The sequence below is a fragment of the Streptomyces sp. NPDC031225 genome, assembly GCF_055570355.1.
In genome coordinates this window covers 182,488-197,712 of record NZ_JBVIHJ010000007.1, presented here as the reverse complement: position 1 = coordinate 197,712, position 15,225 = coordinate 182,488, and the positions used below count along the sequence as shown (strand labels likewise).

The window sequence follows — 15,225 nt, the reverse complement described above, 5'->3', positions numbered from 1 at the left end:
CACCGACCCCTACTACCCCGGACCCTCCCAAGTCCTCCATGTTCAGCTCGCTGAAGGTCAGGAACTACCGCCTGTTCTTCGTCGGCCAGGTCGTCTCCAACATCGGCACCTGGATGCAGCGCATCGCCCAGGACTGGCTGGTCCTCAGCATCACCGGCTCCGCCACCGCCGTCGGCGTCACGACGGCCCTGCAGTTCCTGCCGATGCTGCTCTTCGGCCTCTACGGCGGTGTCCTCGTCGACCGGCTGTCCAAGCGCCGCGCGCTGCTGTTCACGCAGTCCGCGATGGGGGCCACCGGTCTCGCGCTCGCCGCCCTCACCCTGACCGGCCACGTCCAGGTCTGGCACGTCTACCTCGCCGCCTTCGCCGCAGGTCTCGCGACCGTCGTCGACAACCCGGCCCGACAGTCCTTCGTCTCCGAGATGGTCGGCCCCGACCAGCTCCAGAACGCGGTCAGCCTGAACTCCGCGAACTTCCAGTCGGCCCGCCTGATCGGCCCCGCCGTCGCGGGTGTCATGATCACCGGCGTCGGCACCGGCTGGGCGTTCCTCTTCAACGGCCTGTCCTTCGTCGCCCCGCTCGTCGGCCTGATGATGATGCGAGGCCGTGAACTGCACGTCGTCGAGCGCGCACCGCGCGGCAAGGGGCAGCTGCGGGAGGGCCTGCACTACGTGGCCGGGCGGCCCGACCTGATCTGGACCATCGTCCTGGTCGGTTTCGTCTCCACCTTCGGCTTCAACTTCCCCGTCTTCCTCTCGGCCTTCGCCGACGACGTCTTCCACTCGGGCGCGGGCTCCTACAGCCTCTTCAACACCCTGATGGCCGTCGGCTCCCTGGCCGGCGCCCTGCTCGCGGCCCGGCGCGGCACCGCGCGGATGCGGGTGCTCGTCGTGGGCGCGGTGGCCTTCGGCGCGCTGGAGATCGTGGCCGCGACCGCCCCCTCGCTGTGGCTGTTCGCCCTGCTCATGGTCCCGATCGGCATGTTCGGCATGACGGTCAACGTCACCGCCAACAGCAGCGTCCAGCTGAGCACCGACCCGGCCATGCGGGGCCGCGTGATGGCCCTGTACATGATGGTGTTCATGGGCGGAGCACCCGTCGGCGCGCCGATCGCCGGCTGGGTCACCGACGCGTACGGCGTCCGCGCAGGGCTCGCGTCGGGCGGTGCGATCTCCGCGGCGGTGGCCGTGACGATCGGCCTGGTCCTGGCCAGGATCGGCAACCTGCGCCTGTCGATGGGCTGGAACCACGGCCACCCGCACGTCCGCTTCGAACCACGCGAGACCCAGGAGCAGCTGGCCGCGGCCGCGTAGGCCCTACGGCAGTACGCGCATGGCCAGCACCTGGCCCGGCCAGTCGTTGTTCACCCCGGCGGTGTAACTCACCGTCGGGGTGAAGCCGTTGGCCTCGTAGTAGGCGACCAGCTTGCCGTCGTCGCCCGCGTAGCAGTCCACCCGCAGCAGGCCCACGCCCGCGCGCCGGGTCTCCTCGGCGGCGTGCGCGAGCAGGGCGCTGCCCGCGCCGAGGCCCTTGAAGCGGCGGTCGGAGGCGAGCCAGTGGATGTACCGCTCGGGCTCACCGGGCGGTGCGAGAGCGGCCAGGTACGCGCCGGGCGAGTCGGTGATCGTGAGGGTCGCGGCCGGTACGCCGTCGGCCTCGGCGACGAACACGCTGCCCTCGTCGATGTACCGGGCGACGGACTCCACCGTCCTCGGGCTCGCGGACAGCGGCTCGGTGCCCCACTGGCCGGGACGCCCCTGCGCGACCAGCCACTCCACACAGCTGTCGAGCATGCCGAGGATCACGGGTATGTCGTCGGGACCGCCGTCCCTGATGGTGATCTTCATGCCCCCATGGTGGCAGGCTGACCCGCATGAGACTCTTCGCCGCGGTGCTGCCCCCGCAGGACGTGTCCGACGAACTCGCGCTGAGGGTGGCCGAGTTGAGGCGGCTTCCCGGAGCGTCCGAGCTGCGCTGGACCGGCGTCCCGGGCTGGCACTTCACCCTCGCCTTCTACGGCGAGGTCGACGAGGACCTCGTACCGGAACTGTCGGCGCGGCTGGAGCGGGCGGCCCGGCGTACGCCCTCCTTCCCGCTGGCCGTGCGCGGTGGCGGGCAGTTCGGGCACGGGCGGGCGCTGTGGGCGGGGGCCTCGGGCGAGCTGCCCACGCTGCGGCTGCTGGCCGAGCGGGCGGAGGCGGCGGCGCGGAAGGCCGGGGTCGAGATGGGGGAGCACCGGCGGTACAAGGCCCACCTGACGGTGGCCCGCAGCCGGGAGGCCGTGGAGGTGGGGCCGTACCTGGAGGTGCTCGACGGGTTCACCAGCCGGACCTGGGCGGTCGAGGAGCTGGCGCTGGTCCGGAGCAATCTGCCGCTGTCCGGGGTGCCGGGGGAGCAGCCGCGATATGAGGTGGTCGGGCGTTGGGCGCTGGGCGGGGCCGGTTAGGCTCGATGCGTGGACCCGAAGACGCGGAACCGGATCATGGCCGGTGTGCTTGTGATGATGTTCGTCGTTGTGGCGTTGGCCGCGGTGCTTGGCAGGTAGGGCCGGGTTCGGGGAACTGCGGCCGGTTGTCGGCTGCTGCGGCGTCGTGGCTGGTCGCGCCCGCGGGGCGGAGCCCCAAATCGACTCCGCCCCGCGCCCCTTCGGGCGCTCCTACCAGGCGAAGGCCTCCGGCGACGGACCCGGGCCCGGGAAGATCTCGTCCAGGCCCGCCAGGACCTCCTCGGACAGGTCCAGTTCCACCGCCCTGATCGCCGACTCCAGCTGTGCCGCCGTGCGCGGGCCGACGATCGGGCCCGTGACGCCGGGGCGGGTCAGCAGCCAGGCCAGGGCCGCCTCGCCGGGCTCCAGGCCGTGCTTCTCCAACAGGTCCTCGTACGACTGGATCTGGGCGCGCTTGGCCGGGTCGGCGAGGGTGTCGGCGGCACGGCCGGAGGCGCGTCGGCCGCCCTTGGCCTCCTTCTTGATGACCCCGCCGAGGAGACCGCCGTGCAGCGGGGACCAGGGGATCACGCCGAGGCCGTACTCCTGGGCGGCCGGGATGACCTCCATCTCGGCGCGCCGCTCGGCGAGGTTGTACAGGCACTGCTCGCTGACGAGGCCGATGGTGCCGCCCCGCCTCGCGGCGATCTCGTTGGCCTGGGCGATCTTGTAGCCGGGGAAGTTGGAGGACCCGACGTACAGGATCTTGCCCTGCTGGATAAGGGTGTCGATCGCCTGCCAGATCTCCTCGAAGGGCGTGGCGCGGTCGACGTGGTGGAACTGGTAGACGTCGATGTAGTCGGTCCGGAGCCGCTTCAGCGACGCGTCCACGGCACGGCGGATGTTGAGCGCGGAGAGCTTGTCGTGGTTGGGCCAGGCGTCGCCGTCCGCGGCCATGTTGCCGTAGACCTTGGTGGCGAGGACGGTCCTGTCGCGGTTCGCGGCGCTCTTCGCGAACCAGTTGCCGATGATCTCCTCGGTACGGCCCTTGTTCTCGCCCCAGCCGTACACGTTGGCGGTGTCGAAGTAGTTGATGCCCGCGTCGAGCGCCGAGTCCATGATCGCGTGTGAGTCGGTCTCGTCGGTCTGCGGGCCGAAGTTCATGGTGCCGAGGACGAGTCGGCTGACCTTGAGTCCGGTGCGTCCGAGCTGCGTGTACTCCATGACCACACAGCCAACGGCGTGGAGTGCGCTCTAGGCAAGCGACCTTGACGCTAACTAATGGTTAGTGCTTTCCTGTGGGAAGCGTGAGCTTGAAGTTTCAATATCGACCTCAGGAGATCCCGTGCCCCCCACCACGCCCGCCCGCAGGACCCTCGTCGCCCTCGTCGCCTCCGCCGCGCTCCTCGGTGCCGCCGTGCCGGCCGTGGCGGCGCCGCACACCGCTCCCCCCTCGCAGGCCGGATACGGCGACTCCGCACGCCTCGCCCACCAGAAGGCCGTCGCCGTCCGGGTGCTCAAGGGGGTGTTCGAGCGCGGTGACACCGAGGTCGTGGACCGCTTCGTACGGCCCGACTACATCCAGCACAACCCGTTCGCGCCCGACGGCGCCGAGACCCTGAAGAACCTCGCCACGGCCGTGCACCAGCAGTTCCCGGACGCCGAGTACCGCGTCCAGCGGGTCATCTCCGAGGGAGATCTCGTACTGGTGCACTCCAACGTGGTGACGACGCCGGGGACCCGGGGGTCCGCCGTCTTCGACATCTTCCGCTTCCAGGGCGGGAAGATCGCCGAGCACTGGGACGTCGGACAGAACGTGCCGGACACCACCGCCAACGGCAACGACATGTTCTCCACGGTGAGCTGGCCGCGGACCTCGCAGCCCGGCCCCGGCTTCCTCACCGCGTACAACAAGAAGCTGGTGGTCACCGCCTTCGACCAGCTGATCGTGAAGAAGGACCTGTCCGCCCTCGACCGGTACTGGGGCCCCCGGTACGAGCAGCACAACCCGGCCATCGCGAACGGGGTGTCCGGGGCGAAGGCCGGGCTCGGGGCGTACTTCGAGGCGGTGCCGCAGCTGAAGGTGGAGCCGAAGCGGGTCATCGCCGAGGGCGACCTCGTGGCAGTCCACAGCAACTACATCCCGGCGCCGGGGGAGCGGGGGCAGGCGATCGTGGACCTGTTCCGGGTACAGGGCGGCAGGATCGTGGAGCACTGGGACGTGATCCAGGACGTACCGGCCACCTCGGCCAACGACAACACGATGTTCTGACGGCCCCTGCGGGCTGCCCCCCGGTGGAATCGGGGGGCAGCCGTAGGGATTCGGGCCGGTCAAGTCCCTAGCGTTTCCTGTCATGGAACGGATTCGGAGTACACGCAGGGGAGTACTGGCCCTCGGTGCGGGGGTCGCGGCCTCGTCATGGGCGGGGACGGCGGCCCCGGCGCGGGCGGACGTGGGGCAGGGGGAGTTCGACGAGCTCGGGATCACCGAGCTGCGTCGGCTGATGGAGGGCGGGCGGCTCGACGCGGAGGGGCTGACGCGGTACTACCTCAAGCGGATCGAGCGGATCGATCCGCTGGTGCGCGCGGTGATCGAGGTCAATCCGGACGCGCTGCGGGAGGCCCGGCGGCTGGACCGGACGCAGGGGCGGCGGGGGCCCCTGCACGGTATGCCGGTGCTGTTGAAGGACCTGGTGGAGACCGGGGACCGCATGCACACCACGGCCGGGTCACTGGCCCTTGAAGGGGTACGGCCTTCGCGGGACGCCACGGTCGCCGCGCGGCTGCGAGGCGCCGGGGCGGTGATCCTCGGCAAGACCAATCTCAGCGAGTGGGCGGGCGGGCTCTCGCTCACGCATCACGCCGGGTGGAGCGCGCGGGGCGGCCAGACCCGCAACCCGTACAAGCTGGACCGTTCACCGAACGAGTCCAGCTCGGGTACGGGCGTCGCCGTCGCCGCCAACCTGTGCGTCGCCGGCATCGGCACCGAGACCAACGGCTCGATCATCGACCCGTCGTCGGCCAACTGTGTCGTCGGCGTCAAACCGACCGTCGGACTGGTCGGCCGGGGCGGGGTGATCCCCGGTGTGCCGAGCCAGGACAGCGTCGGCCCGATGGCACGCACGGTCCGGGACGCGGCGATCATGCTCGGCACGCTGGTCGGGGTCGACGGGAGGGACCCGGCGACGACGGCGAGCCGGGGACACTTCCACCGCGACTACACCCGCTTCCTGGACGCGGAAGGGCTGCGCGGGGCCCGTATCGGCGTCCCGCGGACCGTGTACTTCGGGTACGACCACCACGCCGACGAGATCGCTGAACGGGCGATCGGTGTGCTCCGCGCGGCCGGAGCGGTGATCGTCGACCCCGCCGACATCCCCACGGCCGGGCAACTGGAGGACCTGCCCGGCTCGATGATCGTCCAGGCCTACGAGATCAAGCGCGCCCTGAACTCGTACCTGGCCGCGGCCGGCGGTGAACACCCGCGCGACCTGGCCGAGTTGATCGCCTTCAACCGCGCGCACGCCGACCGTGAACTGCGGTACGTACGGCAGGACGGGCTGGAGGCGGTCGAGAAGCTGGACTTCTCGGAACGGGAGTACCGGGACGCGCTGGCGATCAACCACCGGCTCTCCCGCGAGGAGGGCATCGACGCGGTGCTGCGCGAACACCGCCTCGACGCCCTCGTGATGCCCACGACCGGCCCTCCGGCCAAGATCGACCTGATCCGGGGGGACATGTACGGCGGCGGCGCCTCCACGCCCGCGGCCCTCGCCGGGTACCCCGCGGTGAGCGTGCCGGCGGGGTTCGCGTTCGGGCTGCCGGTCGGGCTGACGTTCATGGGGACGGCATGGAGCGAGCCGGTGCTGCTGCGCCTCGCGTACGCGTACGAGCGGGCGAGCCGGGTCCGGAGGCCGCCGACCTATCGGCAGCCGGACGTGGGATTCTGACGCCCGGTCCAAATCCGCTCCGGGGGACGTGGGCGTCGGTCATCAGGTCTCCTGGACGGCGTCCTCGGCCTCGCCGACGCTGCCGAGGATCCGGTAGGCGATCGAGAACAGCAGTGGCCGCAGCTCCTGGAACTCCTCCGTCCTGCTCACGCCGGTCAGCCGGTGAAGGACTCGGGGCCGAAACGGCCCCACGCGACGAACACCGCGAGGGCGAGGTAGGCCAGGTTCAGCACCACGAACGCGGACTCGCCCCGACGGCCGTGGGTGATCATCGCGCCGATCATCAGGAGGATCCAGCAGACGGCGGTCACCGGCACCAGCACCGGTGCGATGTCGAGCGCGGCGGTCAGGACCAGGCCCGCCGCGGCGAGGAGTTCGAGAACGCCGAGAGTCTTCACGAAGACCGTGCCGACCTCCGCGGTCCAGCCTCCGCCGTGGGCCGCGGCCAGCTTCTCCACGGGCACGAAGGTCTTGGCGACACCGCCGGTCAGGGCCACCGCGGCCAGCAGTCCGGCAGCGATCCACAGCGCGAGGTTCATCGTCCACTCCTTGATCGAGATGTGCCTGCACCTCACGGGACGAGACAGCCGGCCGCGCTGTGACATCGCCGGTCTCAGAAAGCGCGCAGACTCGCGAACACGGCACGCGCACGGGTGCCGTCCGGTGCCGCCCAGGCCCCGGAGACATGGCCGACCGTGCCCTCGGGTGCCGTGGGCCGCAGGACCCGGTGGAAGCGGAGGACCGTCCCGTCCGGGAAGGGGAGCTCGGTGCCGTCCTGGTCCTCGGTGACCTCTACGGGGCCGTCCGGGGCGAGGAGGCCGTCGCCGTCGTAGGAGTGGGTGACCTCGTGGTCGAGGGTGTCGCTGAGGCTCTGCGCCTGGGCGTGGACGCGGCCCTCGAACAGGGCGAGGAGTCCGGTGCGCAGGACCGGGTCGTGGACGCCGTCGTAGGCCCAGCGGGGGCCCAGCACGCCGTGCTCCATGGTGCCGACCAGGGCGTGGTCCGCGCCGGGGAGCGGGGCGGCACGGTAGGTGAGGGGGACCAGATAGGAGACCGATTCGGGGCCGGAGGCGTCGACGGCCACCATGAACTCGATCCCGACCTCGCCCGCCGGATCGTCCAGCCGGAACCCGCCGGCCCGGGTCAACTCCGGTGTGCCGGTGCCGACATACCAGGGGCGGGTGGGCAGCCAGGCGGTGAGCAGTTCCAGCTTCGTGGGCTTCAGGGTGGTGTTGTGGATGATCGCCATGCGACGGATTCTGTCAGTCGGTCGCGGGGGAACACATGTGCAATCTGCCTACGGCCGGAGCACGATCTTGCCGTGGGTGTGTCCGCGCTCCAGTTCGCGGAACGCGTCCCGTACCTGCTCCAGCGGGTAGACGCGGGCGATCGGCACCGTGAGGTCCCCGCGCGCGGCGAGCCGGGCGAGTTCGCCGAGTACGACCGCGCACGCCGCCGAGCCCTCTCCGTAGGTGCGGGCGCCGACCCTGGCCGCGGTCCGCCAGTCGCGGATCGTGTTGATCCGCCCGGGCCACACGCCCAACTCGACCGCCAGGTCCACGTATCCGTCGCCGAACGTGTCGATGAACGCGTCGACGCCCCCGCCGGCGGCCTCCCGGATCCGCTCGGCCACGCCCTCCCCGTACGCGACCGGGACGACACCGTGCTCCTTCAGCCAGGCGTGGTTGCGCTCGCTCGCCAGCCCGATCACCGTGGCGCCGCGCCGCCGCACGAGCTGCACGGCCAGCGATCCGACGCCACCCGCCGCGCCGGACACCACGACCGTGTCTCCCGGCACGGGGTCCACGGCGAACACGGTCGCGTACGCGGTCGTACCGGCCACATACAGGGAACCGGCCGCCTCCCAGGACAGCCCGTCCGGACGGTGGACCACGTTGACGTCGTCGACCACGACGAACTCCGCGTGGCTCGCCCTGGAATGGGTGAAGCCCAGCACCTCGTCGCCCACCGCGAACCCGCGCACCTGCGGGCCCGTCTCCACCACCACACCGGCCAGATCACTGCCCTGCCCGGAGGGGAACGTCGCCGGCCAGCGGTCGTGCCGGGCGCCCTCGCGGATCATCACCTCGCCCGGCTGGATCCCGGCCGCACGGACCTCGACCAGCACCTGCCCGGGCCCGGGCGACGGCCGCGCCGCCTCCTCCACCCGCAGTACGTCGATCCCGCCGTACTCGTGGAACCGGACCGCCTTCATCGCGTGATCACCGCGCTTCCTCACGGGGACAGGCCGGGCCGTTCAACGGCTGTGCGGCGGGCCCGTATTCCCCGCGGGAGCGCTCATCCGGCCTTGTACGGCTCGCCCAGGTCCCACGCCTGGTACATGGCCTCCGCGAAGGCCGCCGCGATCCTGTGTTCGCCGCTCGCGTTCGGGTGGGTGCCGTCGTAGGTGTCGTGGGCGATGTCCCACGACGGTGGGAGCGAGGCCGGCAGCAGGGGGGAGCGGGGCTCGTCGAGGTCCGCGATCGCCTTGGCCAGGAGTTCGTTGAAACGGGTGAGCTCGGCGGCGAAGGCGGGGTCCGCTTCCGCCCGGATGTTCGGGATCACCGGGAGGACGACCATGCGGATATGGGGGTTCGCCAGACGGGCCTCCGCGACGAAGGCCCGTACGTTCTCCGCGGTTTGTTCCGGGTTCGTGTAGAAGCCCAGGTCGATCAGGCCGAGGGAGACGAGCAGGACGTCCGCCTTGTGCGCCCGCACCGCCTCGCCGATCAGCGGAGCCATGTGCAGCCAGCCCTCGCCCCAGCCGGCCAGATGGGTCCGGGGAAAGTCCCGGTCGGCGTACTCGTACGACGTGGGGGCGTCGGCCGCCTTGTCGTACAGCGTCTCCCGCGGGCCCACGAGGGCGAACGGGCCGCCATACGTGTCGCGCAGGTGCTGCCACATCCGGTACCGCCAGGTGTGCTCGCCCGCGCTGCCGATGGTCATGGAGTCGCCGACGGGCATGAATCGCAGCATGCGCTCATCATCGGTGATACTTACCGGCGGGTAGCGGTTCTCGCGGATCTCCGCGCTGTGAAGATGACCACGCGCGACAGCGGTGAGGGGCGGATCCGCGGCGGGCGGGTCCGCGGCGGTTCGATTCGCGACAGCCCGACCCGTGCCGGTCAGTCCAGCCCGTCCTCCCCTCCCGGCGGAGCCGGATGGCAGGCTTGGGGCATGCGTCGACCCTTCGCTCTCCTCGCCGGGATCTTCCTCGCGGGCGCCTGCGTCCTGCCCGCCGCCGTGCCCGCCTCCGCCGACGACGGCGACGGGAAGGGGGACGAGGGGTTCACCATCAGCGACCCCCGGATCACCGAATCCAGCGGACTCGCCGCCTCCCGTCAGCACCCCGGCATCTACTGGACCCACAACGACCAGGACACCGGCGCCTACCTCTATGCCGTCGACAGCGCCACCGGCAAGACCGTCGCCAGGATCACCATGACCGGTGTGGGCACCCCGCGTGACGTCGAGGCCATCTCCATCGGGCCCGACAACCAGATCTGGGTCGGCGACATCGGCGACAACGACGGGGTCACCTGGCCGTACGTGTGGGTCTACAAGCTGCCCGAGCCGAAGGTCCTCAAGGACCAGTCCGTCAAGGCCACGCAGTACGTCGTGAAGTACTCCGACGGCTCCCGCGACGCCGAGTCCATGGTCGTCCACCCCAAGACCGGGCGCCTCTACATCATCGACAAGCACGAGGACGGCGGGCATCTGTACGAGGGGCCCGCGAAACTCTCCTCCTCCGGCACGAACCTCTTCAAGCCCGTCAAGGCCGTCGACCTGTGGGCCACCGACGCCGCGTTCTCGCCCGACGGCCGACAGCTCGTCGTACGCGGGTACTTCGGCGGTCTCTGGTACGACTGGAACGGCGGCGACATCAAGCGCAAGGGCCGGTTCAGCGTGCCGCTCGGGCAGGGGGAGTCCGTGTCGTACTCCGTCGACGGGACCAAGATCCTGCTCGGCATGGAGGGCACGGACAGCGAGGTGGAGGCGCAGGACGCGCCCGGCGACGGCGGCTCCGAGTCCCCTTCGGGCAGCGGGAGTTCCTCGGCCTCCGGAAGCGACGGGGGCGGAGCCTCCGGCGGCAACCTCAAGTTCGGCGCCCTGGCCGTGGCGGTCGTCGCCGCCGGTTTCTTCGGGCTGCGGCGGCTGTTCCGGCGTTCTTCCTGACGCGGGTTCGCCGACGAACACCTTCCATACCGCCGGTCCGGACGCCTAAGTGACGTCGAGCATCTTGACGTGTTCATGGGACCTGTCTTCCATGGGAGGTGCGGGTGATGGGAGCGCTCCCATCACGTTCCGGACCCGCGCCTCCCGAGGAGGAAGCAGCGACATGTTCCGCAGCTTGCGAAGAGCGCTGTGTGCGGTGGCGGCGGCGCTCCTGTTGCCGCTGGGAGCCGGAGGACTGCAGACGGCCCAGGCCGCCCAGGTGGCCGACGCCGGAGCCGGTTACTGGCACACCAGCGGCCGTCAGATCCTGGACGCGTCCGGGCAGCCGGTCCGGATCGCCGGGATCAACTGGTTCGGCTTCGAGACCGGCAACCACGTCGTCCACGGCCTCTGGTCCCGCGACTACAAGTCCATGATCGACCAGATGAAGTCGCTGGGCTACAACACGATCCGCATCCCCTACAGCGACGACATCTTCAAGTCGGGGACCGTCCCCAACAGCATCGACTTCTCCAGCGGCAAGAACGCCGACCTCCAGGGGCTGGGCTCCCTCGGCGTGCTGGACAAACTCGTGTCGTACGCCGGCCGGGACGGCCTCAAGGTCATCCTCGACCGGCACCGTCCCGACTCCGGCGGCCAGTCGGCGCTCTGGTACACGTCCGCGGTTCCGGAGACGACGTGGATCGCCAACCTCAAGGCGCTGGCGACCCGTTACAAGGGCCAGGACACGGTCGTGGGCATCGACCTGCACAACGAGCCCCACGATCCGGCCTGTTGGGGCTGCGGTGACACGGCCACGGACTGGCGGCTGGCGGCGCAGCGGGCCGGCAACGCGGTGCTGGGGGTCAATCCCGACCTGCTGATCTTCGTCGAGGGAGTGCAGACCTTCAACGGCGTCTCCGGCTGGTGGGGCGGCAACCTGATGGGGGTCGCCCAGTACCCGGTGCAGCTGAGTGTCGCCAACCGGGTCGTCTACTCCGCCCACGACTACGCGACGAGCGTGGCCCAGCAGAGCTGGTTCAGCGATCCGTCGTTCCCCGCCAACATGCCGGGGATCTGGGACAAGTACTGGGGCTACATCTTCAAGCAGAACATCGCCCCGGTGTGGGTGGGCGAGTTCGGCACCACCCTCCAGTCGACCGTGGACCAGAAGTGGCTGGCGGCACTGGTCTCCTATCTGCGGCCGACGTCGACGTACGGCGCCGACTCCTTCCACTGGACCTTCTGGTCGTGGAACCCCAACTCCGGTGACACGGGCGGGATCCTCAAGGACGACTGGCAGACCGTGGACACCGTGAAGGACGGGTACCTGGCGAGCGTCAAGGCGCCGGGCTTCCCCAGCTCGGGCGGCGGAAGCGACCCCGGTGACCCGGGCGGCGGCACGGCGGCCTGCATGGCCTCCTACTCCGTCAGCAGCGACTGGGGCGGGGGCTTCAACGCCGAGGTGAAGGTGACCAATTCGGGACCGACTGCGCTCTCCGCCTGGAAGGTCACCTGGACCTGGCCGGGCTCGCAGAAGGTCACCTCCATGTGGAACGCGTCGTACACCCAGACCGGCTCGACGGTGACCGCGGTGAACGCCTCGCACAACGGGGCCGTCCCGGTCGGCGGTTCGGCGAGCTTCGGGTTCGGGGGCGCGCCCGGGGGCGGAGGTGTGCCGAGTGTGAGCTGCACGGCGACGTGAGGCCCGTGTGACGGGGGCGCTCGGTGGGTGCCGAGCGCCCTCAGATCAAAGGAGTTTCAAATCTTTCGCTCAGATGATTCTCATCTGTGGGTTTTTTGCGGCAGGATCCGGTCAGGTCCGTGAAGTTGCCGGTCCCTTCCCAACCCCCCATGAGCTGAGAGAACTTCATGAGAAGAAGCGCAGTCGTACTGTGCGGCGCGACCGTCGTCCTGGCCGGGACGCTCACCGCCGTCCCCGCCGAGGCCGGTACGTCGCTCTCCGCGGCCACCGCCCAGGCGGCGGCCAAGGTCAGCTGGAAGAAGTGCGGCACGGAGGACTCCCCGACCCTGCAGTGCGGGTCGGTGAAGGTGCCGCTCGACTACGCCAAGCCGAAGGGGCGGCAGATAACCCTGGCCCTGTCCCGGGTCCCGCACACCGCGAAGAAGTACCAGGGCCCGCTGCTGGTCAACCCCGGCGGCCCCGGCGGCAGCGGTCTCGGCCTGGCCGAATTCGTCGCGGGCGCGCTGCCCAAGGCGGTCGCGTCCCAGTACGACGTCATCGGCTTCGACCCGCGCGGCGTGGGCGAAAGCAAGCCCGCCCTCGACTGCAAGCCGGGCTACTTCAACCCGGTGCGCCCGGACTCCGTGCCGAGCACGCCCGCCATCGAGAAGGCCAACCTGGAGCGCGCCAAGTCCTTCGCCGCCGCCTGCGGCCGCAAGTACGCGGACGTGCTGCCGTACATCAACACGATCAACGCCGTGAAGGACATGGACTCGATCCGTAAGTCCCTCGGCGCCAAGAAGATCAACTACTTCGGCTACTCGTACGGCACCTACCTCGGCCAGGTCTACGCCAAGCTCTTCCCGACCCACGTGCGCCGCCTGGTGCTGGACTCGATCGTCGACCCCGACGGGGTCTGGTACGACGCCAACATCTCGCAGGACTACGCCTTCGACGCCCGGCAGAAGGCGTTCATGGCGTGGATCGCCAAGTACGACTCCACGTACAAGCTCGGCACCGACCCGGCCAAGGTCGGCGCCAAGTGGTACGCCATGCGGGCGGCCCTCGCCAAGACCCCGGCCGGCGGCAAGGTGGGCGCCTCCGAGCTGGAGGACACCTTCATCCCCGGCGGCTACTACAACGGCTACTGGCCCTCCCTCGCCCAGGCGTTCGCCGCCTACGTCAACGACAAGAACGCCACCCCGCTCGTCAAGGCGTACGAGGGCATGGCGGCCATCGACGCCTCCGGTGACAACGGCTACAGCGTCTACACCGCCGTGCAGTGCCGTGACGCCGCCTGGCCGCGCGACTGGAACCAGTGGCGCAAGGACAACTGGGCCGTGTACAACAAGGCCCCGTTCATGGCCTGGAACAACGCCTGGTACAACGCGCCCTGCGCGTACTGGCCCACCAAGCAGCTGAAGCCGGTCAGCGTCGCCAACTCCAAGCTCCCGCCGGTACTGCTGTTCCAGGCGACGAACGACGCGGCCACCCCGTACCAGGGCGGCGTCACCGTCCACCGGCTGCTCAAGCACTCCAGCCTGGTGGTCGAGCAGGGCGGCGGCAACCACGGCATCTCGCTGAGCGGCAACGCCTGCCTGGACAAGTACCTGGTGAAGTACCTGACCGACGGCACCGTGCCGCGCGGCCACGGCACGGCCGACGCGGTCTGCAAGAAGCTGCCCGACCCGACGCCGTCGGCGCCCCAGTCGGCGAAGGCGGCCCTCAGCGGCACCTCCGCCCCGGCCCCCGCGCTCTCCGGCGGCACCGCCCTGCACGGGATCCTCGGCTTCCGGGGCTGACACCCACCCGCGCAGACGAACGAGAGGGCGCCCGGCATGTCGCCGGGCGCCCTCCTTGTCGTATGTCCGAGACGACTACAGCTTCTCGATCACGTAGTCCACGCACACCGTCAGGGCCTCGACGTCCGCCGGGTCGATCGCCGGGAACATCGCGACGCGGAGCTGGTTGCGGCCGAGCTTGCGGTAGGGCTCGGTGTCGACGACGCCGTTGGCGCGCAGGACCTTGGCGACGGCCGCGGCGTCGATCTCGTCCGAGAAGTCGATCGTGCCGATGACCTGGGAGCGCTTGGCCGGGTCCGTGACGAACGGGGACGCGTGCTTGCTCTCCTCCGCCCAGGTGTACAGGCGGGTCGAGGAGTCCTTCGTGCGGGCCGTGGACCAGGCGAGACCGCCCTGGCCGTTGATCCACTCCAGCTGCTCGTTGAGGAGGAACAGCGTCGCGAGGGCCGGGGTGTTGTACGTCTGGTTCTTGCGGGAGTTGTCGATCGCCGTGGGCAGCGAGAAGAACTCCGGGACGTGGCGGCCGGACGCGTGGATCCGCTCGGCGCGCTCGATGGCGGCCGGGGAGAACACGCCGATCCACAGGCCGCCGTCGGAGGCGAAGGACTTCTGCGGGGCGAAGTAGTAGACGTCGGTCTCGGCGATGTCGACCGGGAGGCCGCCTGCGCCGGAGGTGGCGTCGACCAGGACCAGCGATCCGGAGTCGGCACCTGCGACCCGCTTCAGCGGGGCGGCGACACCGGTGGACGTCTCGTTGTGCGTGAAGGCGTACACGTCGACGCCGGCCTCGGCCTGCGGCTCCGGGTGGGTGCCGGGCTCGGAGGAGATCACCGTCGGCTCGCCCAGCCAGGGGGCCAGCTTGGCGGCCTTCGCGAACTTCGACGAGAACTCGCCGAAGGTCAGGTGCTGCGACCTGTTCTCGATCAGGCCGTGCGTCGCGACGTCCCAGAACGCGGTCGAGCCGCCGTTGCCGAGGACGACCTCGTAGCCCTCGGGGAGGGAGAACAGCTCGGAGACGCCCTCGCGCACCTTGCCGACCAGGTTCTTCACGGGAGCCTGGCGGTGGGAGGTGCCGAGGAGGGACGTACCGGTCGCGGCGAGGGCGTCGAGCGCCTCCACCCGCACCTTGGAGGGGCCAGCGCCGAAACGACCGTCGGCGGGCTTGATGTCAGCGGGAATCCGGATCTCAGCCACGGGGGGAGCGTAGCC

General features: G+C 70.3%; 14 protein-coding genes and 1 pseudogene. 7 read left to right on the top strand and 8 right to left on the bottom strand.

Annotated features, from left to right (window positions below):
* Positions 1–38: 38 nt before the first annotated feature.
* Positions 39–1,313, top strand: coding sequence for an MFS transporter (locus ACZ48Z_RS14500; RefSeq protein WP_468736162.1), 1,275 nt, complete (start codon positions 39–41; stop codon positions 1,311–1,313).
* A 3-nt stretch (positions 1,314–1,316) separates the two neighbouring features.
* On the opposite strand, the gene ACZ48Z_RS14495 is transcribed toward ACZ48Z_RS14500, so the two are convergent.
* Positions 1,317–1,847, bottom strand: a complete 531-nt coding sequence (locus ACZ48Z_RS14495) for a GNAT family N-acetyltransferase (RefSeq protein WP_468736161.1) — start codon at positions 1,845–1,847, stop codon at positions 1,317–1,319.
* Positions 1,848–1,873: 26 nt separating this feature from the next.
* Here ACZ48Z_RS14495 and thpR point away from each other — a divergent pair, with 26 nt between their 5' ends.
* Positions 1,874–2,446, top strand: coding sequence for an RNA 2',3'-cyclic phosphodiesterase (gene thpR, locus ACZ48Z_RS14490; RefSeq protein WP_468736160.1), 573 nt, complete (start codon positions 1,874–1,876; stop codon positions 2,444–2,446).
* Between the two features lie 210 nt (positions 2,447–2,656).
* Here thpR and ACZ48Z_RS14485 read toward each other — a convergent pair whose 3' ends face one another.
* The gene (locus ACZ48Z_RS14485; RefSeq protein ID WP_468736159.1) at positions 2,657–3,649 is read right to left on the bottom strand and encodes an aldo/keto reductase; all 993 of its coding nucleotides are present in this window, start codon (positions 3,647–3,649) and stop codon (positions 2,657–2,659) included.
* 121 nt (positions 3,650–3,770) lie between these two features.
* On the opposite strand from ACZ48Z_RS14485, the gene ACZ48Z_RS14480 reads away from it, so the two are divergent.
* Complete coding sequence (locus ACZ48Z_RS14480) at positions 3,771–4,697, top strand: nuclear transport factor 2 family protein (protein ID WP_468736158.1); 927 nt, start codon at positions 3,771–3,773, stop codon at positions 4,695–4,697.
* An 82-nt stretch (positions 4,698–4,779) separates the two neighbouring features.
* Positions 4,780–6,375: an amidase gene (locus tag ACZ48Z_RS14475; RefSeq protein ID WP_468736157.1), complete on the top strand. Its 1,596-nt coding sequence runs from the start codon at positions 4,780–4,782 to the stop codon at positions 6,373–6,375.
* Positions 6,376–6,420: 45 nt separating this feature from the next.
* Here the strand turns inward: ACZ48Z_RS14475 and ACZ48Z_RS14470 are convergent.
* From ACZ48Z_RS14470 to ACZ48Z_RS14450, 5 genes and pseudogenes are all read right to left on the bottom strand, one after another.
* Positions 6,421–6,567, bottom strand: a pseudogene (locus tag ACZ48Z_RS14470) (sigma factor); the annotation flags it as partial.
* Positions 6,531–6,914, bottom strand: coding sequence for a DoxX family protein (locus ACZ48Z_RS14465; RefSeq protein WP_468736156.1), 384 nt, complete (start codon positions 6,912–6,914; stop codon positions 6,531–6,533). The gene ACZ48Z_RS14465 and the pseudogene ACZ48Z_RS14470, both read right to left, overlap by 37 nt.
* A gap of 74 nt (positions 6,915–6,988) precedes the next feature.
* Positions 6,989–7,624 (bottom strand): maltokinase N-terminal cap-like domain-containing protein, encoded by a 636-nt coding sequence (locus tag ACZ48Z_RS14460; protein WP_468736155.1) that lies wholly within the window; start codon positions 7,622–7,624, stop codon positions 6,989–6,991.
* Between the two features lie 48 nt (positions 7,625–7,672).
* The gene (locus tag ACZ48Z_RS14455; protein WP_468736154.1) at positions 7,673–8,590 is read right to left on the bottom strand and encodes an NADP-dependent oxidoreductase; all 918 of its coding nucleotides are present in this window, start codon (positions 8,588–8,590) and stop codon (positions 7,673–7,675) included.
* A gap of 83 nt (positions 8,591–8,673) precedes the next feature.
* Positions 8,674–9,351: an SGNH/GDSL hydrolase family protein gene (locus ACZ48Z_RS14450; RefSeq protein ID WP_468736153.1), complete on the bottom strand. Its 678-nt coding sequence runs from the start codon at positions 9,349–9,351 to the stop codon at positions 8,674–8,676.
* Positions 9,352–9,552: 201 nt separating this feature from the next.
* Between ACZ48Z_RS14450 and ACZ48Z_RS14445 the strand changes: the two genes are divergently transcribed.
* The 3 genes from ACZ48Z_RS14445 to ACZ48Z_RS14435 all read left to right on the top strand — a co-directional run bounded on the left by ACZ48Z_RS14445 (position 9,553) and on the right by ACZ48Z_RS14435 (position 14,016).
* Positions 9,553–10,551, top strand: coding sequence for a WD40 repeat domain-containing protein (locus ACZ48Z_RS14445; protein ID WP_468736152.1), 999 nt, complete (start codon positions 9,553–9,555; stop codon positions 10,549–10,551).
* A gap of 163 nt (positions 10,552–10,714) precedes the next feature.
* Positions 10,715–12,235 carry a cellulase family glycosylhydrolase gene (locus tag ACZ48Z_RS14440; protein ID WP_468736151.1) on the top strand — a complete coding sequence of 507 codons (1,521 nt, stop codon included), beginning with the start codon at positions 10,715–10,717 and terminating at the stop codon, positions 12,233–12,235.
* Positions 12,236–12,402: 167 nt separating this feature from the next.
* Positions 12,403–14,016 carry an alpha/beta hydrolase gene (locus ACZ48Z_RS14435; RefSeq protein ID WP_468736150.1) on the top strand — a complete coding sequence of 538 codons (1,614 nt, stop codon included), beginning with the start codon at positions 12,403–12,405 and terminating at the stop codon, positions 14,014–14,016.
* A 75-nt stretch (positions 14,017–14,091) separates the two neighbouring features.
* Here the strand turns inward: ACZ48Z_RS14435 and serC are convergent, their stop codons facing one another.
* The gene (serC, locus tag ACZ48Z_RS14430) at positions 14,092–15,210 is read right to left on the bottom strand and encodes a phosphoserine transaminase (protein ID WP_468736149.1); all 1,119 of its coding nucleotides are present in this window, start codon (positions 15,208–15,210) and stop codon (positions 14,092–14,094) included.
* Positions 15,211–15,225: the final 15 nt, after the last annotated feature.

Bases quoted from the DNA above. Each gene is read 5' to 3' on its own strand.
- ACZ48Z_RS14455 (WP_468736154.1), bottom strand. From the start codon at position 8,590: ATGAAGGCGGTCCGGTTCCACGAGTACGGCGGGATCGACGTACTGCGG.
- thpR (WP_468736160.1), top strand. From the start codon at position 1,874: ATGAGACTCTTCGCCGCGGTGCTGCCCCCGCAGGACGTGTCCGACGAA.
- ACZ48Z_RS14465 (WP_468736156.1), bottom strand. From the start codon at position 6,914: ATGAACCTCGCGCTGTGGATCGCTGCCGGACTGCTGGCCGCGGTGGCC.
- ACZ48Z_RS14435 (WP_468736150.1), top strand. From the start codon at position 12,403: ATGAGAAGAAGCGCAGTCGTACTGTGCGGCGCGACCGTCGTCCTGGCC.
- ACZ48Z_RS14440 (WP_468736151.1), top strand. From the start codon at position 10,715: ATGTTCCGCAGCTTGCGAAGAGCGCTGTGTGCGGTGGCGGCGGCGCTC.
- ACZ48Z_RS14475 (WP_468736157.1), top strand. From the start codon at position 4,780: ATGGAACGGATTCGGAGTACACGCAGGGGAGTACTGGCCCTCGGTGCG.
- ACZ48Z_RS14460 (WP_468736155.1), bottom strand. From the start codon at position 7,624: ATGGCGATCATCCACAACACCACCCTGAAGCCCACGAAGCTGGAACTG.
- ACZ48Z_RS14445 (WP_468736152.1), top strand. From the start codon at position 9,553: ATGCGTCGACCCTTCGCTCTCCTCGCCGGGATCTTCCTCGCGGGCGCC.
- ACZ48Z_RS14500 (WP_468736162.1), top strand. From the start codon at position 39: ATGTTCAGCTCGCTGAAGGTCAGGAACTACCGCCTGTTCTTCGTCGGC.
- ACZ48Z_RS14485 (WP_468736159.1), bottom strand. From the start codon at position 3,649: ATGGAGTACACGCAGCTCGGACGCACCGGACTCAAGGTCAGCCGACTC.
- ACZ48Z_RS14495 (WP_468736161.1), bottom strand. From the start codon at position 1,847: ATGAAGATCACCATCAGGGACGGCGGTCCCGACGACATACCCGTGATC.
- ACZ48Z_RS14450 (WP_468736153.1), bottom strand. From the start codon at position 9,351: ATGCTGCGATTCATGCCCGTCGGCGACTCCATGACCATCGGCAGCGCG.